Annotated in this window: 17 protein-coding genes; 2 read left to right on the top strand and 15 right to left on the bottom strand. The window is 41.8% G+C overall.

Annotated elements, in window-relative coordinates; genetic code table 11:
- Window positions 1–87: 87 nt before the first annotated feature.
- Window positions 88–906 (top strand): AhpA/YtjB family protein, encoded by an 819-nt coding sequence (locus BCU94_RS18160; RefSeq protein WP_102477166.1) that lies wholly within the window; start codon window positions 88–90, stop codon window positions 904–906.
- A gap of 63 nt (window positions 907–969) precedes the next feature.
- Here the strand turns inward: BCU94_RS18160 and deoD are convergent, their stop codons facing one another.
- The 11 genes from deoD to pnp form a co-directional block, all read right to left on the bottom strand.
- A complete protein-coding gene (deoD, locus tag BCU94_RS18155; RefSeq protein ID WP_102477165.1) occupies window positions 970–1,680 on the bottom strand; it encodes a purine-nucleoside phosphorylase in 711 nt (236 codons plus the stop codon).
- Between the two features lie 125 nt (window positions 1,681–1,805).
- Complete coding sequence (locus BCU94_RS18150; protein ID WP_102436196.1) at window positions 1,806–3,023, bottom strand: phosphopentomutase; 1,218 nt, start codon at window positions 3,021–3,023, stop codon at window positions 1,806–1,808.
- Between the two features lie 13 nt (window positions 3,024–3,036).
- Window positions 3,037–4,368 carry a thymidine phosphorylase gene (gene deoA, locus BCU94_RS18145; RefSeq protein WP_102436198.1) on the bottom strand — a complete coding sequence of 444 codons (1,332 nt, stop codon included), beginning with the start codon at window positions 4,366–4,368 and terminating at the stop codon, window positions 3,037–3,039.
- 128 nt (window positions 4,369–4,496) lie between these two features.
- A complete protein-coding gene (gene deoC / locus BCU94_RS18140) occupies window positions 4,497–5,270 on the bottom strand; it encodes a deoxyribose-phosphate aldolase (protein ID WP_076543290.1) in 774 nt (257 codons plus the stop codon).
- A 394-nt stretch (window positions 5,271–5,664) separates the two neighbouring features.
- A complete protein-coding gene (locus BCU94_RS18135; RefSeq protein ID WP_102477164.1) occupies window positions 5,665–6,543 on the bottom strand; it encodes an outer membrane protein OmpK in 879 nt (292 codons plus the stop codon).
- 360 nt (window positions 6,544–6,903) lie between these two features.
- Window positions 6,904–7,179 (bottom strand): hypothetical protein, encoded by a 276-nt coding sequence (locus BCU94_RS19620; RefSeq protein WP_157937409.1) that lies wholly within the window; start codon window positions 7,177–7,179, stop codon window positions 6,904–6,906.
- Between the two features lie 64 nt (window positions 7,180–7,243).
- On the bottom strand, window positions 7,244–8,506 hold the full coding sequence (locus BCU94_RS18125; RefSeq protein WP_102439553.1) for a NupC/NupG family nucleoside CNT transporter: 1,263 nt from the start codon (window positions 8,504–8,506) through the stop codon (window positions 7,244–7,246).
- A 184-nt stretch (window positions 8,507–8,690) separates the two neighbouring features.
- A complete protein-coding gene (locus BCU94_RS18120) occupies window positions 8,691–9,452 on the bottom strand; it encodes a TatD family hydrolase (RefSeq protein ID WP_102439554.1) in 762 nt (253 codons plus the stop codon).
- Window positions 9,453–9,625: 173 nt separating this feature from the next.
- Window positions 9,626–11,209, bottom strand: a complete 1,584-nt coding sequence (gene prfC / locus BCU94_RS18115) for a peptide chain release factor 3 (protein WP_076542871.1) — start codon at window positions 11,207–11,209, stop codon at window positions 9,626–9,628.
- Between the two features lie 164 nt (window positions 11,210–11,373).
- The gene (gene nlpI, locus BCU94_RS18110) at window positions 11,374–12,279 is read right to left on the bottom strand and encodes a lipoprotein NlpI (RefSeq protein WP_102439555.1); all 906 of its coding nucleotides are present in this window, start codon (window positions 12,277–12,279) and stop codon (window positions 11,374–11,376) included.
- A 163-nt stretch (window positions 12,280–12,442) separates the two neighbouring features.
- Window positions 12,443–14,545 carry a polyribonucleotide nucleotidyltransferase gene (pnp, locus tag BCU94_RS18105; RefSeq protein WP_102439556.1) on the bottom strand — a complete coding sequence of 701 codons (2,103 nt, stop codon included), beginning with the start codon at window positions 14,543–14,545 and terminating at the stop codon, window positions 12,443–12,445.
- A 364-nt stretch (window positions 14,546–14,909) separates the two neighbouring features.
- Here pnp and BCU94_RS18100 point away from each other — a divergent pair, with 364 nt between their 5' ends.
- Window positions 14,910–16,946, top strand: coding sequence for an EAL domain-containing protein (locus BCU94_RS18100; protein ID WP_102477162.1), 2,037 nt, complete (start codon window positions 14,910–14,912; stop codon window positions 16,944–16,946).
- A gap of 113 nt (window positions 16,947–17,059) precedes the next feature.
- Here BCU94_RS18100 and rpsO read toward each other — a convergent pair whose 3' ends face one another.
- From rpsO to infB, 4 genes are all read right to left on the bottom strand, one after another.
- Window positions 17,060–17,329 (bottom strand): 30S ribosomal protein S15, encoded by a 270-nt coding sequence (rpsO, locus tag BCU94_RS18095; RefSeq protein WP_076542867.1) that lies wholly within the window; start codon window positions 17,327–17,329, stop codon window positions 17,060–17,062.
- Window positions 17,330–17,506: 177 nt separating this feature from the next.
- The gene (truB, locus tag BCU94_RS18090) at window positions 17,507–18,451 is read right to left on the bottom strand and encodes a tRNA pseudouridine(55) synthase TruB (RefSeq protein WP_102477161.1); all 945 of its coding nucleotides are present in this window, start codon (window positions 18,449–18,451) and stop codon (window positions 17,507–17,509) included.
- Window positions 18,451–18,876: a 30S ribosome-binding factor RbfA gene (rbfA, locus tag BCU94_RS18085; RefSeq protein ID WP_102439559.1), complete on the bottom strand. Its 426-nt coding sequence runs from the start codon at window positions 18,874–18,876 to the stop codon at window positions 18,451–18,453. The genes truB and rbfA overlap by 1 nt, the downstream gene beginning before the upstream one ends.
- 59 nt (window positions 18,877–18,935) lie before the next feature.
- Window positions 18,936–21,566, bottom strand: coding sequence for a translation initiation factor IF-2 (infB, locus tag BCU94_RS18080; RefSeq protein WP_102477160.1), 2,631 nt, complete (start codon window positions 21,564–21,566; stop codon window positions 18,936–18,938).
- Window positions 21,567–21,570: the final 4 nt, after the last annotated feature.

The following is a 21,570-nucleotide window of genomic DNA, read 5'->3' as shown; positions in this document are numbered from 1 at the left end:
GGACTGCATTTCCCCAATGATTTCGACTATCTACAATGAATTATTTCGATTAGTATTAATTAAATAGAAAAATGACCAAGGATTAAAGTGATTTTTGTTAAAGGTCTTAAAAAAAGCCAAAAAATCAGCAGATTAATTCAAATCAGCATTGCTGTAATTTTATTATTTGCTTTAGTGCATTTATGGAAGTCGAGCCTTAATAACGGTCAGCAACTGCTGAGTTCGCAAACCCAAATCATGGCGCGCTTATTAGCTCAACAAGTGGCCAATGGCGCAGCCCCAGCAATGCATCTACAAAATGATGAGCAACTACAATGGCTAGCCAATGCGCTCGTGCTCGACCCAAAAGTGATGTCAGTGAACATGTACAGTACTCAAGGGGTAAGGCTGGCGTTTGCCCAAAGCGTATCAGACATCGAATTTGACGCCGATGATAAAGTACTAACTGAGATGTTATCGCCCTACCCACCTTTAATTGAAAACGTGCTTCAAGGTGACAATAACTTAGGCTATATCGAGGTGAGGTTAAACTTACATATTTTCTTTGATGAATTAAAAAGCCACTATCAAGAAAATATGAAGCAACAACAAATTATGCTGATTATTGCAGGTATTATTGGTTTGCTGCTGTCGCGGGTCTTTTCGTTTAAACGCGCAGATTTCGACCGACGTAAAACTCGCGCCAAACAAGGACGTAAAAATAGCCAATTAGTGCAAAAAAGCTTGTCTGAAGAAATGCATCAACTTGAAGATAGCCGGACTGAACCGACAGATGTGGATGACCAAAGCGCTAACCCAAAATCATCACTGATAACAGAGTCTGATAGCGATGAAAATATGACTTTTAAACAAGAGATACTAGAAGCCGAAAACCTCAGACTTGATGATAAAAGTAAACCCAGTTAACCATTAAAAAAAAGCGTAACTGATAAATCAGTTACGCTTTTTTACGAAATAATAAACGTTAAATTACAGAGTAACTACTGCATCTAATGTCATGATAATCATTTCGTTGAAAGTATTTTGACGTTCATCAGAAGTGGTTTTTTCTCCGGTTCTGATGTGGTCAGAAACTGTCACTACGCATAATGCTTTAGCGCCAAGTTCGTGTGCAACACCGTAAAGGCCTGCCGCTTCCATTTCGACCCCAAGTACACCCATTTTTTCCATGGTATCGAACATAGAAGGATCTGGAGTGTAGAATAAATCAGCAGAGAAAACGTTACCTACACGCACTTTAGTTTCGTGCGTTTTAGCTGATTCGATCACTGCGTTCATTAAGCCATAATCTGCAATCGCAGCAAAATCTTGACCTTTAAAACGTAAACGGTTTGCTTGCGAGTCAGTACAAGCGCCCATTCCGATAATCACATCACGCACTTTTACGTCAGTGCTAATTGCGCCACAAGAACCCACACGGATTAGGTTTTTAACGCCGTAATCAGAAATAAGCTCATGCGCATAAATAGAACATGATGGAATACCCATACCAGAACCCATTACAGATACGCGAGTACCTTTATATGCTCCAGTAAAACCAAGCATGTTACGTACATCAGTAACTTGCTCTACATTTTCTAAAAATGTTTCAGCAATATATTTTGCACGTAATGGATCGCCTGGGAATAAAACTGTTTCAGCAAATGCACCGTCAACAGCATTAATATGTGGTGTAGCCATGGAAAAACCCCTATATTTTTATCGTATATCTTTATATGTGGGCAGCAAAGTCATCCCCTTCGCTGCCGGACGTGATTCTACTATATTTATTAACAGATTAACCTTAGTAGATAGCATTTGAATCATCAATTTATGAATGATTCGCCATAATCCATAGGTTCAAGCTTAAAATACGTCGCAATAGACTGCCCAATGTCGGCAAAACTGTTTCTACGGCCTAATGAACCGGCAGCTAACCCCGCGCCTAAAGCAATCACAGGAACACGTTCGCGGGTATGCTCGGTGCCAACCCAGCTTGGATCGCAACCATGATCGGCTGTCAGTAATAACAAGTCATCAGGGTTAAGTAAGGCTAATAACTCTGGCAAACGTTGGTCAAAGTATTCTAAAGCTTTGGCGTAACCGGCAATATCACGACGGTGTCCGTAGTGGGAATCAAAGTCAACAAAGTTAGTAAATACAATGGTGTTATCTTCTGCACGCTTGATTTGCTCAAGGGTTGCATCGAATAACTCTTCAAGACCTGTTGCCTTAAATTTCTGGGTAATACCGCTGTTAGCATAAATATCGGCAATTTTACCAATACTCACCACTTCACCACCGGCATCTTTAAGCTTATCTAATACCGTTGGCGCTGGCGGTAATACCGCATAATCATGTCGATTACCTGTACGGGCAAAATCTTCAGGACCCGAGCCCACAAATGGACGCGCAATCACGCGGCCAATATTGTAAGGCTCTAGCTCTTCACGGGTAATTTCGCACAAACGGTATAGGTTTTCTAAACCAAATGATTCTTCATGACAGGCAATTTGAAAAACTGAATCAGCTGAAGTATAAAAAATTGGCTTACCGCTGCGCATGTGTTCTTCGCCAAGTTCTTCTAAAATTGTTGTACCTGAAGCATGGCAATTACCCAAAAAGTCGGTTAAGCCCGCACGTTTGAGGATTTTATCCGTAAGCTCTTTTGGAAAAGAGTTGGTTAAATCAGAAAAGTAACCCCATTCATACAATACTGGCACGCCAGCCATTTCCCAGTGTCCACTAGGCGTATCTTTACCTGAGCTTAATTCATCCGCATGGCCATAAGCGCCAATCACGTCGATATTATCAGCGAAACCATCGGCGAATTTACCCGTACTTTCAAAACCTAAATGGCCTAGACCGAGCTTTGCCAGGTTTGGCAGTGTTAATGGTCCTTTTCGGCCAATATCGGCTCGGCCTTCAGCACAGGCTTTAGCAATATGACCAAAGGTATCTGAACCTGTATCTCCGAATTTTTCAGCATCAGTGGCAGCACCAACACCAAAAGAATCCAACATTAAAATAAATGTACGTTTCATAATTTTTACTCCATTATAAATCTGAAGCGCGGATATAACGGTAGATTTCAGGCGTCTTTTCTGGCGCAGAATCTTCAATGTTAATCGCCTGCTGAACGGCAGCAGAGGCTTCTTCGAAAGCGGCTTCAGATTGAGCATGTACCATGGCGATAGGCTTATCAGCTGATATCTCATCACCTAATGCACATACTTCTGTTAATCCAACGCTATAATCTAATGCGTCGCCAGGCTTTCTGCGGCCACCACCTAAGGTCACTACCGCTAAACCTAACTCTCGGGTATCCATGCTATGAGCAAAACCCTGTTTGTTGGCATACACAGGACGAATAATTTTCGCCTGTGGCAAATATTTGTCATAAGACTCAACAAAATCTGCTGGCCCGCCAAGGCCTGATACCATACGGCCAAAAATTTCAGCCGCTTTACCATTATTTAAAACAGTATTTAATTTTGTACGTGCGTCAGCATCATTTTGCGCAATGCCGCCAAGTACGAGCATTTCAGCACATAAGCCCATAGTGACTTCGTAAAGACGTGGGTTACGGTAAGCGCCAGTTAAAAAGTTAATCGCTTCACGCACTTCAACCGCGTTACCGGCACATGATGCCAATACTTGGTTCATGTCAGTTAATAAAGCGGTAGTTTTAGTGCCAGCACCGTTTGCCACTGCTGTAATACTGCGAGCAAGTTCTTCAGAGGCTTCATAAGTAGGCATGAATGCGCCGCTACCGACTTTGACGTCCATTGCTAAAGCATCTAGCCCAGCTGCGAGCTTTTTAGAAAGAATTGAAGCGGTAATTAACGAGATAGACTCAACGGTTGCGGTATTATCACGGATTGAATAGAAACGCTTATCGGCTGGGACTAAATCACCGGTTTGGCCAATAATGGCAACGCCAGCTTCTTTAACTACTTTGCGAAACAACTCACTTGATGGCTCGGTTTGGTAACCAGGAATGGCATCAAATTTATCTAAGGTGCCGCCAGTATGACCAAGACCGCGACCCGAAATCATCGGGACATAACCACCACATGCCGCCGCCATTGGGCCAAGCATCAGGCTAATGACATCACCAACACCGCCGGTGCTGTGCTTATCAATAATGGGGCCGTCAAGTGACAGTGCATCCCAGTTTAATACAGTACCTGAGTCACGCATACCTGTGGTTAAGGCAATACGTTCATCCATGTTCATATCTTGAAAATAAACTGCCATACCAAAAGCGGCTATTTGGCCTTCTGAAACGGTATTTTGAGTAATGCCATCAACAAAAAATTGAATTTCAGCTGCGCTTAATGCATCACCATTACGTTTTTTACGAATAATTTCTTGAGCGAGAAACATGCTACTTCCTCCAGCAAGATGAATTTATTGAGCCATCTTGCTACAACAATAAGGCACCGAATGGGCTAAAATGATCCATTCGGTGCATGCTAAATCGTTATGTCAAAACCGTACAATACTAACTTTGATTAGTAACCTTGTGCACCAGCAGGCGCATCGGCTAACTCAAGAGTATGAAGTAAGCTAGTTAATAAGCTTGAAGCGCCGAATCTAAAGTGTGCAGGAGTAACCCAGTCAGCACCTAGAATGCGTTCAGCTAAACCTAAAAACTCGGCAGTTTTAGCCGCGTCACGTACACCACCGGCTGGTTTAAAACCAACATTGGTGTTCTTTTCGCTAATCACGGTTAACATGATTTCAGCCGCTTCAAGTGTGGCATTAACCGGTACTTTACCGGTTGATGTTTTGATAAAGTCAGCACCTGCATCAATTGAAAGCTCAGATGCTTTACGAATTAACGCTGCATCTTTTAACTCACCTGATTCGATAATCACTTTTAAGATAGCTTGATCGCCACAGGCTTCTTTACACGCTTTTACTAGCTCAAAACCTAAGCTTTCGTTGCCAGCCATTAATGAGCGGTATGGAAATACCACATCAACTTCGTCTGCGCCGTAAGCTACAGCGGCACGGGTTTCTAATACTGCGATAGCAATATCGTCATTACCGTGTGGGAAGTTAGTCACTGTGGCGATTTTGATGTCTTCACAATCAAGTTCGTTTAAGGTTTTACGAGCGATAGGGATAAAACGAGGGTAAATACAAATTGCAGCGGTATGTCCAGCAGCAGTATTCGCTTTATGACATAAATCAATGACCTTTTGGTCAGTATCGTCATCATTTAATGTGGTTAAATCCATTAATGAAATGCCAAGTTGTGCTGCTTTTTTTAAATCACTCATGTGTGCTCTCCAAAACAAAAAATAAATTAATCTTGTTATGGCAATGCAATTAAGCTGGCATTAGGGTGTTGATGGGGCCGGGCCTTCGAGCATTGCCAGTAAATAAATTCATAAATTACTGAACTAAGTATTCAATCTGATAACGAGTACCACGACTTGAATCCTTGAAGACCGGAAGAGGTGAAACAAAGATTATTGTTTCATCCATTCCGCGAAAAATCCGTTTTAGCGCGCAAATCAATCCAAATTAATGACAAGCTAATATCACTTATTTGGACCTTAATATTTATCTAAATACACTTTAGCAAATTCTACGATATATTTAAGTAAATACTAACATAAATTAATAAAAAAATAGAGCCACACAAGTGTGGCTCTATACTTTCAAGCAATCTTAGAACTTGTAAGTTGCTGTGAAGTAATGTGCGAAACCGGTAGTTTCTAGACCGAATGTACCTTCATCTTTAAGAAGGTAAACGTCTTTAAAGCCCTTTAAGCCGTAACCTAGTGCGTAGTTGTCTGAATGCCAATGTAAACCGAAATATGCCGCGCCACCGTTAGAGGTGAAAGTAGTGTTGTAGAATGAACCATCGTCATCATACGCATTAACTTCATCTGCACCGAACTGGTAATCAACATAGCCCTGGAAAGAAATAAAAGTACCGTTATCAAAGTTAACCACAGGCTTAAACCAGTTCATAGAGAACTGGTAACCGTTCCACTCTTTGGCATTTAGGTCGTAGAAACCGTATAAGTTCATGCCAGTTTTACCTAACCATGGAACCATAACGTCAGCACCGATACCAACTGAAGCGTTGTTTACGTCACCGTCGTAAACGTTGCCATTTTTATCAGTACCTGAGATAGCGCCGCCACCGAAGTTGAACAAAGTTGAGATGTAAACTTCTTGAACTGGGCCAAAAGAAAGGTCTTTGCCAGTGATTGCATCAAGAGAAAAACGTGGAGCAAACTTCATGAACATCTTGCTAGCACCAGCGCCTTTGTCGCCATAATTCTGGTTAGTGATGTTAAAAACATCCACGTAGCCATACAGATCAACAATACCAGCGCGACCACCAAATTCCATTTCTAAGTAGTCATGGCCATTATCAGTAGAACCATCGCGTGGAAGCTCATTTACTGCGTACATTGCGTTGAACTGCATCCAGCTGTAATCGCCAGAACGTAAATCGGTACGGTCAGCAGCCATTGCTGGTGCAGACATTGCAGCAACAGTTGTTGCAGCTAAAGCTAAAGTTTTAACGTTTTTCATTATCAACCCCATTGATATTTGTTTTTAACCACCTACATGGATGGCGTTTTTTATAAACGTTCGCATTGTACCTATTTCGGCCAAAAGCTCAATACAAAAAAGACAAAATACGAATACTTAATCCCAAAACGTGAACAATGTCGCTACTTTTAACTAACAACCAATAATTAAATAATCTATAAAACTATTTATATGCCCAATGTCATCATATAAAACCCTAGCAAGTAACATACCATAAACAGCTGTAGCAAAAGTTGATTAAGTAAAATTCACTGAGAATGCCTGTTTTTAAAGACAAAAAAAAGCCGTAGTTACTAAATGATAACGACCTTTTTATTGGTAATGTTTACATCATGGGAGTTATAACATCGCTAAAAATTGACCCGTAAATGTTGAACTTAAGAAGTTAACAAGCGAGCTATCAATAACGGCACGTATATCAAACTTAGCAAGTTCATGGTGACCAGTAGGAACCATTGAACCAGCTAATCCAGCTAATCCAGCTAATCCAGCTAATCCAGCTATTAGCATAGCCATAGCCATAGCCATAGCCATAGCCATAGCCATAGCCATAGCGGATAAGTGAGCAGCGCCACATAATGCCAATGCAAGGATAACCACTATTTTTAGACACAAAAAAGGCCGCTATTAATAAATAATAACGGCCTTTTTATTAACTAGGTTTAAACCATAGCGAATATTAAATCGCTAAGAATAGACCCGCTAATGTTGCACTCATTAAGTTAGCTAGTGAACCAGCAATAACAGCACGGATACCAAGCTTAGCAAGGTCATGGCGACGACTAGGCGCCATTGAACCTAAACCACCTAATAGAATAGCAATAGACGATAAGTTAGCGAATCCACATAATGCGAATGAAATGATAGCTTTGGTTCTATCAGACATCATCATGCCAGTCTCAGCAACTACTTTGAAACCTTCTGCAGACGCATCAAGTAAGTAAGGAGCAAAGTTAAGATAAGCAACAAATTCGTTTACAACAATCTTTTGCCCGATGAATGAACCCGCTACAAGCGCTTCGTTCCAAGGTACACCGATTAAGAATGCTAATGGCATGAAAATGTAACCAAGAATAAGTTCTAAAGTAATACCTTCAAGACCAAACCAACCAGTTACACCACCGATGATACCGTTGACCATTGCAATTAAACCAACGAAGGCAATTAACATTGCACCCACGTTTAGTGCTAAATGCATACCAGATGAAGCACCGCCAGCAGCAGCGTCTAATACGTTAGCTGGTTTATCAGGATCTTCAGGAAGATCTGACATGTCATTTTTAGCTTCTTCAGTTTCAGGATGCATTAGTTTAGCCATCATCAAACCACCAGGAGCCGCCATGAATGATGCTGCAACCAAGTATTCAATTGGTACACCCATTTGCGCGTAACCGGCTAATACTGAACCCGCGATTGATGCTAAACCACCAACCATGATTGCGAATAATTCAGAGTTAGTCATAGTCGCAATAAATGGACGAACAACTAGTGGCGCTTCAGTTTGACCAACGAAAATATTCGCTGTCGCTGACATAGACTCAGTACGGCTAGTACCTAATGCTTTTTGCAAGCCACCACCGATGAGACGGATGATCCACTGCATAATGCCTAAGTAGTAAAGCACTGCGATTAATGAAGAGAAGAACACGATAACGGGTAAAACATTTACCGCGAAAATAAAGCCAACTTTGAATTGAGCTAAATCGCCAAATACGAAGTTAATGCCCGATTGTGCATAACTAATTACACTAGATACGGCATCTGACATACCTTGTAAGATATCTTTCCCCACTGGTACGTATAAAACGAAACCTGCAAAGAATGCTTGAATAGCTAAAGCACCACCAACAGTACGCACATTAATTGCTTTTCTGTTATTTGATAGTGCATAACCGATTGCTAGTATGGTAACCACACCTACTAGACTCATTAGTATATCCATTAATCACGACCCTTTTTTAATTTGTTAACGATATGTATAATTGTTGTTAACTCACCTATTTTCAGTTAGTGATTATAACTGACGAGCAGATGAAAATCGTGGATTAGTTCATAGTTTTAGAGTTTAATTTCAGGATCTTATCCCACAGCAACGCCCATCAACCACGGTGTTTAAAAAAAAAGAATTACAGCTCAAACAGTTGTCGAGCATTTAACCCCAACTGTTCCATAATTAAAACAGTGGTTTTTTTTTGTAATTTTGCTATCTGTTCAACAAAACTTATTATCTGAAGCGGAGTATTTCGTTTATCTGGTGAATTATAGGGCGCCATGCTGGGAGAGTCGGTTTCTATTAGGAAGTGTTTAATATCAACTTCTGTAACCGTTTTTTGTAACTTTTTGGCGCTAGGGTTCATGATTAACCCACCTATTCCCAGTTTATAGCCCAGTTCAATATAAGATTTTGCCAACTCTGGGGCGCCATAAAAGCCATGAATAACCCCACCTTTAGGGTTAGGGTATTTTTTCAACATGGCTAATAGCTGTGGATGAGCTTTTACGGCATGTAAAATCACCGGTAATTGCCAATCAATTGCTGATGCTAATTGAGCCTCGAGTAAATCCAACTGTGATTGAGACCAATGTCGAAGCTTATCTAAACCACATTCCCCCAGGGCAACAAACCTTGGATTAGGCCTATGTTTAGCGATGAGATTATTTAACGCCGCCACTGCTTGAGAAATGTCAGCAGGTACATACCAAGGGTGGATACCTAAGGCAAAATAGCAGTCAAACTCGCTGGTAACCTCTAGCTGTTTAGCCCAAGATGACTCACTCACCCCTGGAATAATGACGTTGTCGATCCCGTTTGCGCGCATCTTTGCAAACAAAGCAGCTCTATCGTGGTCAAAATCCACAAGATCAAGGTGGGCATGGGTATCTATCATCACTTTCCCTCAAACAAATAACTTTACTGCAAATCACAGCTAATGCAGCAAACCTGTTTAGCACTTTTTACGTTACTCATCTTGCCACTATAGAATAAAATTAGCCTCAAGCTTAAATCACAGCCAATAAAAAAGGCGGTTAGACCGCCTTTTAACATCAAACACCCCAGTGATTAGTTTTCGCGAGTTTTAGCGAACTCTACATCAGGGTAACGTTCCATGGATAAATTCAGATTTACCATAGTCGGTGCAATATAAGTTAGGTTATTACCACCATCTAAGGCTAAATTGCTGCTGCACTTACGACGGAACTCTTCGAGTTTACGCTCATCTTTACAGTAAACCCAGCGGGCGGTTGAAACACTAATGCCTTCATAAATCGCTTCGACGTTATATTCACTCTTAAGGCGTCCAACAACCACTTCAAACTGCAGTACGCCAACTGCGCCCACAATTAAGTCGTTGGTATCTAGCGGTCTAAAGACTTGAACAGCGCCTTCTTCGGCAAGCTGTACGAGACCTTTAAGCAATTGCTTTTGCTTTAACGGATCTTTTAAGCGAATACGGCGGAACATTTCAGGGGCAAAGTTAGGAATACCAGTAAACTTAACTTTTTCACCTTGGCTGAAAGTATCACCAATTTGAATGGTGCCATGGTTATGTAAACCGATAATATCACCTGGGTAGGCTTCTTCAACTTGCTCACGATCACCAGCAACGAAGGTTAACGCATCAGAAATACGCACATCTTTACCGACACGTACATGATGCATTTTCATGCCTTTCTCGTACTTACCAGACACAATACGCATAAATGCGACGCGGTCACGATGCTTAGGATCCATGTTCGCTTGGATTTTAAAGATAAAGCCAGAGAACTTTTCTTCTTCAGCATGAATATCACGTACTTCAGTGGCGCGAGGTTGAGGCTTAGGTGCCCACTCAGTTAAACCGTCAAGTATATGATCAACACCAAAGTTACCTAATGCGGTACCAAAATAGACAGGTGAAAGTTTACCGGCTAGAAACGCCTCTAAATCGAACTCATGTGATGCACCGATCACAAGTTCTAATTCTTCACGTAATAACTCAGCAAGTTCAGCACCAATTGCTACATCAAGTTCAGGATTATCAAGGCCTTTCACTGTACGCACTTCTTGAATTTTATGCCCTAAACCTGACTGGTATAAAATTGCTTCGTCGCGATGGATATGATAAACACCTTTAAACGACTTACCACAGCCAATCGGCCAAGTGATTGGCGCACATGCGATTTTTAGCTCAGTTTCAACTTCGTCCATCACTTCCATAGGATCGCGAATATCACGGTCACATTTATTCATGAATGTCACGATTGGTGTGTCACGTAAACGGGTAACTTCCATTAGTTTACGGGTTCGGTCTTCGACACCTTTGGCCGCGTCGATCACCATAAGACATGAGTCAACAGCGGTTAAGGTACGGTAAGTATCTTCAGAGAAGTCTTCGTGACCTGGAGTATCAAGTAGGTTTACTAGGCAATCACTGTAAGGAAATTGCATTACCGAAGTAGTAATAGAAATACCACGGTCTTTTTCCATTTCCATCCAGTCAGATTTTGCATGCTGTTTAGAGCCACGACCTTTAACGGTACCTGCAGTTTGAATTGCTTGTCCGAATAAAAGTACTTTCTCAGTAATAGTGGTCTTACCGGCATCAGGATGCGAAATAATCGCGAAGGTACGACGTTTATCGACCTCTACTGTTTGAACTGACATGGTTTACTTGCCCTAGCATAATAAAAAGGCGCAAATTATAGCGTTTCCCATCTAGGTTGGCTAGGTAAACTCACTTAAACCCAAATGGTGATGGTTTAAAAAACTCAAAAACCCAAAAGGCTAATGCCGATGCATTAGCCTTTGTGCTGAGCTAACAATTATTATTAATTAGCGACTGTAGATTGTTCAAGTATTTGCAGCGCTTGGGCTAGCTCTATTCTGGCATAACGATGTTCAACAAAATCATAAATATTTGTTGCCAAGCTTAAGCGATAATAATCCGCTGCCAGTTGATAATCTTTTTGCTCCACCGCTTTTTTAGCTAGGTAGAAATAGGCTTCACACAGACGCTCAGCATACTCCTGAGGTTGAGTCAGGTTGACTTTAGCTGCATCAAAAACTTGCTCTTTAGTCAGCTTACCAAGGTAATAATCAATGATGACTGAAGACCACGCCTGATCGTTAAGCGATTGGCGGTTAGTTAATAGCTCGGCTTGCGCTGCTTGCTGATCTGTCGGCACTTGCACTAGGTATAACCACAAAGCACGATAACCATCAGCAGGTGCTTGGGCCAAAAATGTGCGCATATCTTCAGTGGCTAACTCATAGCGTTCACCGTAATACAAAGCAATACCACGGTTGAGATAAGCATAATCGTATTGGGGGGATAACTCTAAGACCCCATCAAAAGACTCATAAGCAGGTTCAAACTCGCCTTCTTGGGTGTAATAAATCCCTAAGAAATTATATGCATCAGCAAGATTAGGTTGTAATTTTATCGCTTGGTGAAAATCAATTTTAGCTAGTAGTCGTAGGCCAACACTATCGTAGATAACACCACGGTCATAATGAAAGCGTGCTCGTTGCTCAGTGGTTAATTCCATAGAGGCTAAAATGTCATTGAGCTTAGCTAAAGTGACTTCTAACTTGTAATCAGGCACTTTGGGAGAAACCATCACTTTGCCTGACGCTGCGCTATTATCATTGCCTGAAAGTGAAGCACAACCTGACAATAACATACTGGCACCGACACATAATGCTACCACAGTGGTCCGTAATTTATGTTCCATTTAAATACCTTATCAGGTTCTATAGTTAGTTTGCATCATATCAACCAATAGCGCCAAGGGCTACGCAGTTAAAGATAAATTTATCATTGGCTAAATTTTGCCAATAAAAAAGGAGAGCCTTAGCTCTCCTTTATCGATTAGATTAACTGAGTTAATCTAACAACTATTCTGCAGCAGGTTCTGCTTTAGTAACAGCTTCTTTGATAGAAAGTCTTACACGACCTTGACGGTCAACTTCCATCACTTTAACGTCAACTTCTTGGTTCATCTCAAGGTGGTCAGAAACGTTAGCAACACGCTCTTCACTGATTTGAGAAATATGAACTAAGCCATCTTTACCAGGTAAGATGTTAACGAATGCGCCAAAATCAACGATACGGATAACTTTACCTTTGTAGATACGGCCGACTTCAACTTCAGCAGTAATCTCTTCGATGCGACGGATAGCTTCTTTAGTTGCTTCACCATTTGAAGAAGCAATTTTAACAGTACCGTTGTCATCTAATTCAATTGTTGTACCGGTTTCTTCAGTAAGTGCACGAATAGTTGCACCACCTTTACCGATAACGTCACGAATTTTTTCAGGATTAATCTTGATAGTCGTAATACGTGGAGCGTGATCAGAGATATCTTCACGTGCGCCACCAATTGCTTGGTCCATCACGTTAAGAATATGAACACGAGCGCCGTATGCTTGTTGCAGAGCGATATCCATGATCTCTTGAGTGATACCTTCAATCTTGATATCCATCTGCAGAGCAGTAATACCATCACGGGTACCAGCTACTTTAAAGTCCATGTCACCTAAGTGATCTTCATCACCTAAAATGTCAGAAAGAACAACAAAGTCGTCGCCTTCTTTAACTAGACCCATTGCGATACCAGCAACTGAACTCTTGATTGGTACACCCGCATCCATTAATGCTAATGAAGTACCACAAACAGAAGCCATAGAGCTTGAGCCGTTTGATTCAGTAATTTCTGAAACAACGCGGATGCTGTATGGGAATTCTTCAGCTGAAGGCATAACGGCATTCATACCACGCCAAGCTAGCTTACCGTGACCGATTTCGCGACGCTTAGGTGAACCTACCATGCCAGTTTCACCAACTGAGTATGGAGGGAAGTTGTAATGAAGCATGAAGCGGTTAGTACGCTCGCCCATGATGCTATCAATTTTCTGTGCATCACGTTCTGTACCTAAAGTACAAGTAACTAACGCTTGAGTTTCACCACGAGTGAATAATGAGCTACCGTGAGTACGTGGAAGTACACCAGCAAGTACATTCAATGCGCGGATCATATCTGGTTCACGACCGTCGATACGTGGCTTGCCACTGATAATACGACCACGAACAATGTTCTTCTCTAAGCTACCAAGTAAGTTATCAACTTCACGTTGATCAACATCTGCGTTTTCAGCAACTAATGCCGCTTTTGCTGCTGCTTTAACAACACCAACTTGCGCATAACGATCTTGCTTAACTTCAATTTGGTAAGCTTCAGTCATGCCAACTTCAGCTAAATCTTTAATTTTAGCAACTAAGTCTTGATCTTGAACAGGAGCAGTCCAATCCCAAGTAGGCTTGCCCGCTTCAGCTTTAAACTCAGCAATCGCATCAACCACAACTTGTTGTTGATCGTGACCGTAAGTTACCGCGCCTAGCATGATTTCTTCAGCAAGTGACTTAGCTTCAGATTCAACCATCAATACAGCGCTTTTAGTACCTGCAACAACAAGATTTAAGTCGCTTTCAGCAACTTGATCTACTGATGGGTTAAGTAAGTATTCACCGTTGATATAACCAACACGTGCAGCACCTAATGGTCCATTGAATGGAATACCAGAAATAGCCAGCGCTGCTGAAGTACCAATCATAGCCACAATGTCTGGCTCAATTTGTTGGTCTACAGAAACAACAGTAATAATGACTTGGACTTCGTTTTTAAAACCGTTAGGAAATAAAGGACGAATTGGACGGTCGATTAAACGAGCAATAAGCGTTTCGTCTTCATTTGGACGACCTTCACGCTTAAAGAAACCACCAGGGATCTTACCAGCAGCGTAAGTCTTCTCTTGGTAGTTAACTGTTAGTGGGAAGAAATCACGGCTTAAATCCGCAACTTTTTTACCAACTACAGTAACAAGGACAGTTGTATCGCCCATGCTCGCTAGTACTGCAGCATCAGCTTGACGTGCAATAACACCTGTTTCTAAGGTGACAGTATGTTGACCATACTCAAAACTCTTTACAATTGGATTCACGTGACCCATTCCTTAATTATTGACCTTTAAATTACGCGCATAAGTATACTTCAATTTTTTATAATAGTTAAAGGTCATCGCCATATCAGTCTAAAAAATAATTTATATTTTGCCTTTTAAGGTCGATATGGTTATATGAATTCATATCTCATGGCAATATAAAATGATAATAACAATGCCCTGGCCGAAAAATAGGCTTTAATCCTTGGGCTAAACGCTATACTTAATGACTTTTTGAACAAATTTATCTAAAGTGAAAAGTAGAAAATACCTAACAATAACAAGCAGGTTTTTAGGTAATTTAAGATTTTGTTAGCCCGCCAACAAAAGTAAGCTCAACGTTATTGCAAATGGAAATAAAATAATGCCGCCACAGTTTAAGTCTTTGACATGGAAGCAAACAAATTTAGTGGTGTTCACAGCATTATTTTTTGCTATTGCTATTTTTATTGTCGAGCTTGCACTGGTTGTTATTACCACCAAACAGCAAATCAAGGCCTCCCAGCAAGAACTCGTCAATTCTGTTGAACAAACCATATCTAATGTGGTGTGGGCTTTAGATGACAAACAGACCCAGCAAAACTTAGAAGGTATTATAAAAATTGATGATATTCGTTCTGCTATCATCACCTTAGATGACAATTCCTTGTATGTTGAAGCAAGTCATCAGGCCAAACGATATCCAACTTACTATGACAGTTTGAGTTACTTGCTCTTTGATGAGTTAAAGGAAATCTCACGACCTTTGTATCGACCGCACTATTTTGAGGGCGATAAAAAACAGCAACAAATTGGCACCTTATCTATCCATTACGATATTCAAGCAATGACCAATAATTTGTTTAACCGACTTCAGTTAAGTTTTATCGCCACCTTAGCCAGAGCCTTATTGCTCACTTTAGTGCTCACGATTGTGTTTCACCGATTCCTCACTCAGCCAATCGCGCAGATCAGCGAAGCCATTGATAACATTGATCCTGAATTACCGGATGAAAACCTCATTCCCATAACCTGTGCCCATAAAGATGACGAGCTTGGACTTGTCTCCACAAAATTAAATCAAATCTTATTGCAGTTCAGTCAGGCTCAAAACAAATTACGAAAAATGGCCACCCGAGATCCTCTCACTAATTTGCCCAATAGAACCCTATTACTTGAAACATTAAGTGTCACCATACAACGTGCGCGCGTTCACAAACGCCAATTCGCACTATTATTTATTGACCTCGATAGATTTAAAAATGTAAATGACTCTTTAGGGCATACTATCGGTGATCAATTCCTTGTAAGAATAGCCCGAATTTTAGAATCGGGCATCGCTGATAAAGGCAGCGTGGCCCGCCTAGGAGGTGATGAGTTTGTTATCGTTGCAGATGATATAAAAACCCCGCAACACGCCGCTGATTTCGTTGAACAGCTGTTAAAGCAACTCAATATGCCAATACAGCTGAATGAGCATACGATTCACCCTGCGGCCTCGATTGGTATTGCGATATACCCTGAAGATGGCCAAGGCGCTGAGGAGCTTATCCGGCACGCCGATATTGCCATGTATAGCGCTAAAGCCGCGGGTTCAAACCAGTGGGCCTTTTTCAAGCAGCAAATGACCGAACATGCCGCACTTAGATTAAAAACCGAGGCCTCTTTACACAATGCGCTTAAGCGAAATGAATTTAGGCTTTATTTTCAGCCCAAATTAGATCTTAAAACTAATGAAATTGTCGGCTGTGAAGCCTTAATCCGCTGGCAAAAAGACGGCAAACTTGTGCCACCCATGGCGTTTATTCCTATCGCTGAAGAAACTGGCATTATCATTCCCATCGGCAGATGGGTTATTGAGCAAAGTTGTAAGCTGCTCCGTGAGTGGGAGAAAAAATACAACCGCGTCATTCCCATTGCGGTAAATGTCGCTTCACAGCAGTTTGCTGATGCAAGCTTGGTATCCGATATCAAACAATTGGCGCTACGTTATCAAATTCGCCCCGAGTTATTGGAAATCGAAATAACCGAAACATCACTGATGAATGATATCACTCAAGCCATCGCTAAACTCGAACAACTTAAAAGTGCCGGTTTTGGTATTGCCGTGGATGATTTTGGTACCGGCTATTCATCTTTGTCTTATTTACGCCGTTTGCCTATTACCACAATGAAAATCGACCGCTGCTTTGTCTCTGACTTACCCCATGATGGCGCCATCGCCTCCACTATTCTAATGCTAGGGCAACAGCTAAATCTGGATATTGTTGCAGAAGGGATTGAAAACCAAGCGCAGCTGGCATGGCTACAACAACATCATTGCCAAGTTGGTCAGGGGTTTCTATTTAGTAAACCTTTACCACAAGACGAGTTTGAAGCGCGCTATTTTGGTGAGCAGCAGGTAAAGGTAGAGCAGGCGTAAGCAAGAATGCTAGTTAAACTACATTTATTTTAGCCAATAAAAAAGGAGGCATAGCCTCCTTTTTTACGGTTTGATCTACTTACCGCAAGCAATAAGCAAATTAAACGTCGTTATTAACGACGTAAACCTAACTTCTGGATTAGAGCAGTATAACGAGCTACGTCAGTACGCTTAAGGTAAGCAGTAAGCTTACGACGTGCGCTAACCATACGTAGTAGACCACGACGTGAATGGTGATCATGGATGTGCTCTTTGAAATGACCTTGTAGATGGTTAATCTGTGCAGTCAATAAAGCTACTTGTACTTCAGTTGAACCAGTGTCGTTTTCACAACGTGCGAATTCAGCTACGATTTTAGCTTTTTGTTCATTACTTAGTGACATAAATATCTCCAGAAAAAATTAAATTATCTCAAGCCGATCACTAACTCAGCCTGAGGGCGCGATATATTAACCGAAAGCGCAGCTTACCGCAATAAAAAATCTGCATATCCGACTGCGGCAATCTTGCCACAGTAAAATATACAGATTGATATAGATTAAACTAACAAGTTAGAGCCACTACTCTTGACTGTGGTCAACCACTAATCTTTTGGGTGCGAGTAAGCCATCATCATTTTTAAAGCCAATGCCAATAAACTTTCTTGACTCACCTAAAGTGATCCGTAGAAGTTGATCATCTAGCACACCTTCAGCCTGAACAGGTTGGCCTTGTAAAATATACTGAGCACTGGTCTCAGGTAAATTTACTTCAGCAAAGTTCGCGACCGCGGTATCCATTGGTAATAGTAATGGGTCTAATACATTACTTGAAGGTATTTCAGACTTTTCAGCCTCATCTACCATCGCCATCAATTGCTCTAAGGTCACCATTTTTTCATATGGATAGTCAGCAACTTGAGTACGTCTAAGCATAATGACATGAGCCCCACAGCCTAGCATTTCCCCTAAATCATCAACGATGGTGCGAATATAAGTACCTTTAGAACAATGAATGTCTAAGGTTAACTCATCACCTTCTAAGCCGACGTATAGCAACTCAAACACATTAATTGGTCGGGCTTCACGGGGGACTTCAATGCCTTCACGTGCATATTTGTATAAAGGCTGACCTTGATACTTTAATGCCGAATACATAGAAGGAACTTGCATGGTTTTACCACGAAAGTGTTCAAGTGACACTTCAAGCTTTTCTTGGGTAAAATTTACAGGTCTTATCTGCACAACTTCACCGTCAGAATCACTGGTATCAGTTCTTTCACCTAACTTGGCCGTCACTAAATAACGTTTATCAGCATCAAGTAAATGTTGAGAAAACTTGGTTGCTTCACCTAAACAAATAGGTAGCATCCCGGTTGCCAATGGATCCAAAGCGCCAGTATGGCCGGCTTTGTTAGCTTGGTAGAGACGTTTGACACGTTGCAAAGCATGGTTAGAACTGATGCCAGTTCCTTTATCTAATAGCACGATGCCATCAATAAAACGCCCTTTGCGACGACGAGCCATTAGTCTTTTCCTTCTGTATTTTCTTCAGCGTCAGTTGATTCTTCAGAACCAAACTTTTCTTGCTTTGCCTTATCACTCGTAATCACTTGGCTTACTAAGTTAGACATACGCATACCTTCAACTAATGAACTGTCATAGACAAAACGTAGTTCAGGCATAACACGTAGCTTCATGCGGCCAGCAATTAGTGTTCTGATGTAAGGAGCTGCTGCAGCAAGTGCTTCGACTTTTTGATCGACTAATTCACGATCTTCTTCAAAGAAGGTCACAAATACTTTTGCGTAGCTTAAATCTCGTGACACATCAACATCGTTTACTGTAACAAAACCGATGCGAGGGTCTTTCATATCGCGCTGTAACACCATAGCAAGCTCTTGTTGCAGCTGCTGCGCGATTCGACGAGTACGACTAAATTCTTTTGCCATAATATTGTTACCATAGCCTTATATAAATAAAAAAGGCGGCTTACGCCGCCCTTTCTGTGTTACAGCGTTCGGGCCACTTCGACCGTCTCGAAGACTTCAATCTGATCGCCCACTCGGACGTCATTGTAGTTCTTCACACCGATACCACATTCCATGCCGTTACGAACATCAGCAACGTCATCTTTAAAGCGTCGTAATGATTCTAGCTCACCTTCGTAGATAACCACGTTGTCACGTAGTACACGGATAGGAGCGCTACGCTTGATGGTACCTTCGGTAACCATACAACCGGCAATTGCACCAATCTTAGGCGACTTAAATACATCACGAACTTCTGCCAGACCAATGATTTGTTGCTTGAATTCAGGAGCAAGCATGCCCGTCATCGCCGCTTTAACTTCATCAATCAAGTCGTAGATAACACTGTAGTAGCGTAAATCAACACTTTCAGAATCGATAGTCTTACGCGCTTGTGCATCAGCACGCACGTTGAAACCAACCATGATGGCATTTGAAGCTGCAGCTAGCGTAGCATCAGTTTCAGTTAATGCACCAACGCCACGAGCGATGATATTAACTTTAACTTCATCAGTAGACAGTTTAGCTAATGATTCACAAATTGCTTCAAGTGAGCCTTGAACGTCTGCTTTAAGAACGATGTTAAGTTCTTGCACTTCGCCTTCGGTCATGTTCGCGAACATGTTTTCAAGCTTAGATTTTTGCTGACGTGCTAGTTTAACATCACGGAATTTACCTTGACGATAAAGTGCAACTTCACGTGCTTTACGCTCATCACGAACAACTGTTGCTTCATCACCAGCTGAAGGTACACCTGAAAGACCTAAGATCTCTACAGGGATTGATGGACCAGCTTCAGTAATTGCTTTACCGTTCTCGTCTTTCATTGCACGGATTTTACCGTACTCAAGACCACATAGAACGATATCGCCTTGGCGTAAAGTACCTTCTTGAACAAGTACAGTAGCAACTGGGCCACGACCTTTATCCAATTTAGATTCAATAACAACACCAGCAGCCATACCTGAACGGTCAGCTTTAAGCTCTAATACTTCAGACTGAAGTAAAATGCCTTCAAGTAATTCGTCAATACCGGTACCCGCTTTAGCCGAAACGTTTACGAACATGTGTTCGCCGCCCCAATCTTCAGACATAACACCGTGTTGAGCTAATTCACTCTTAACACGCTCTGGGTCAGCTTCTGGCTTATCCATTTTGTTCACTGCAACGATTAACGGCACGTTACCAGCTTTAGCATGTTGAATCGCTTCGATAGTTTGCGGCATAGCACCATCGTCTGCAGCCACAACCAAAATAACAATATCAGTTGCTTTAGCACCACGAGCACGCATTGACGTAAACGCCGCGTGACCAGGAGTATCTAAGAAAGTGATCATGCCATTTTCAGTTTCTACATGGTATGCACCAATATGCTGGGTAATACCACCGGCTTCACCGTCAGCAACTTTGGCACGACGAATGTAATCAAGTAATGAAGTCTTACCGTGGTCAACGTGACCCATGATGGTAACGACTGGAGCACGAGTCTCTAGTACCACATTTTCTTCATCACGATCACCAAGTACTTGATGCTCTAATTCGTTTTCACGAAGAAGAATAACCTTATGACCCATTTCTTCAGCAACCATTTGTGCTGTTTCTTGGTCTAAGATTTGGTTAATGGTAACCATAGAGCCCATTTTCATCATCTGCTTGATGATTTCAGTGGCTTTAAGAGACATACGTTGAGCAAGTTCAGCAACAGATACTGTTTCACCGATACGTACTTCGCCTTTAACCACAGCAACAGGTTTGTTGAAACCATGTGCCATAGATTCAGGAGCAGTGCTCTTGTTACGTGCAGCATTGCTACGGTTATCACGACCGCCTTTGCCACCACGTTTCTTGTTAGCATTCTTGTTACGTGCACGACGGCCACGTTTTTCATCGTTAGCATCTGAAGTATCTTCAGCAGCACGCGCCGCTTTAGAGGTAGTCACATGGTGATCACCGTTCTTTTCAGCTTCAATACGTTGACGCTCTTCTTCAGCCCAACGCTTTGAGTTTTCTTCAGCTAACTTGCGAGCAGTTTCAGCAGCTAATGCCGCTTCTTCTTCTTGCTTTTTCTTTAATGTCGCTTCTTGAACCGCTTTAAGGCGATCAGCTTCTACTTGCGCAGCAGCAGACTCAGGATCTTCAGCTTTAGCTGCTTTGGCTTTAGCCGCTTCAGCTTCTTTCTTCGCTTTAGCTTCTGCATCTTTTTTCGCTTTCGCTTCTGCGTCCGCTTTAGCCTTAGCTTCTGCAGCAGCTTTCGCCGCAGCTTCTGCTTCTTGCTGCTTTTGTGCTGCTAGTTCAGCTTCTTTCGCTGCATCGCTATCGTCACGTTTAACAAAAGTACGTTTTTTACGTACTTCAACTTTAACGTCTTTAGATTGCCCGCCACCGGCATTAACACTGAGTGTTGAAACGGTTTTGCGTTGTAATGTCATTTTTTGCGGCGCTTGATCGCCACCGTGTTGCTTTTTCAAGTGATCAAGCAATGTTTGCTTTTCAGCTTCTGAAACTGAATCAGCTTTGGTTTTCTTGATCCCTGCGTCGGCAAACTGTTCAATCAGTCTGTCTACATTTTTGCCCACTTCCGCGGCCAATTTATCTATACTTGTATCTGCCATCAAT

Source organism: Shewanella sp. 10N.286.52.C2 (assembly GCF_002874545.1).
GTDB lineage: Bacteria > Pseudomonadota > Gammaproteobacteria > Enterobacterales > Shewanellaceae > Shewanella.
This window is presented reverse-complemented; position numbering and strand designations above follow the sequence as displayed.

Bases quoted from the DNA above. Each gene is read 5' to 3' on its own strand.
- infB (WP_102477160.1), bottom strand. From the start codon at position 21,566: ATGGCAGATACAAGTATAGATAAATTGGCCGCGGAAGTGGGCAAAAAT.
- BCU94_RS18135 (WP_102477164.1), bottom strand. From the start codon at position 6,543: ATGAAAAACGTTAAAACTTTAGCTTTAGCTGCAACAACTGTTGCTGCA.
- rpsO (WP_076542867.1), bottom strand. From the start codon at position 17,329: ATGTCACTAAGTAATGAACAAAAAGCTAAAATCGTAGCTGAATTCGCA.
- deoC (WP_076543290.1), bottom strand. From the start codon at position 5,270: ATGAGTGATTTAAAAAAAGCAGCACAACTTGGCATTTCATTAATGGAT.
- prfC (WP_076542871.1), bottom strand. From the start codon at position 11,209: ATGTCAGTTCAAACAGTAGAGGTCGATAAACGTCGTACCTTCGCGATT.
- deoA (WP_102436198.1), bottom strand. From the start codon at position 4,368: ATGTTTCTCGCTCAAGAAATTATTCGTAAAAAACGTAATGGTGATGCA.
- nlpI (WP_102439555.1), bottom strand. From the start codon at position 12,279: ATGGAACATAAATTACGGACCACTGTGGTAGCATTATGTGTCGGTGCC.
- rbfA (WP_102439559.1), bottom strand. From the start codon at position 18,876: ATGGCAAAAGAATTTAGTCGTACTCGTCGAATCGCGCAGCAGCTGCAA.
- BCU94_RS18100 (WP_102477162.1), top strand. From the start codon at position 14,910: ATGCCGCCACAGTTTAAGTCTTTGACATGGAAGCAAACAAATTTAGTG.
- truB (WP_102477161.1), bottom strand. From the start codon at position 18,451: ATGGCTCGTCGTCGCAAAGGGCGTTTTATTGATGGCATCGTGCTATTA.
- BCU94_RS18120 (WP_102439554.1), bottom strand. From the start codon at position 9,452: ATGATAGATACCCATGCCCACCTTGATCTTGTGGATTTTGACCACGAT.
- deoD (WP_102477165.1), bottom strand. From the start codon at position 1,680: ATGGCTACACCACATATTAATGCTGTTGACGGTGCATTTGCTGAAACA.
- BCU94_RS18150 (WP_102436196.1), bottom strand. From the start codon at position 3,023: ATGAAACGTACATTTATTTTAATGTTGGATTCTTTTGGTGTTGGTGCT.
- BCU94_RS18125 (WP_102439553.1), bottom strand. From the start codon at position 8,506: ATGGATATACTAATGAGTCTAGTAGGTGTGGTTACCATACTAGCAATC.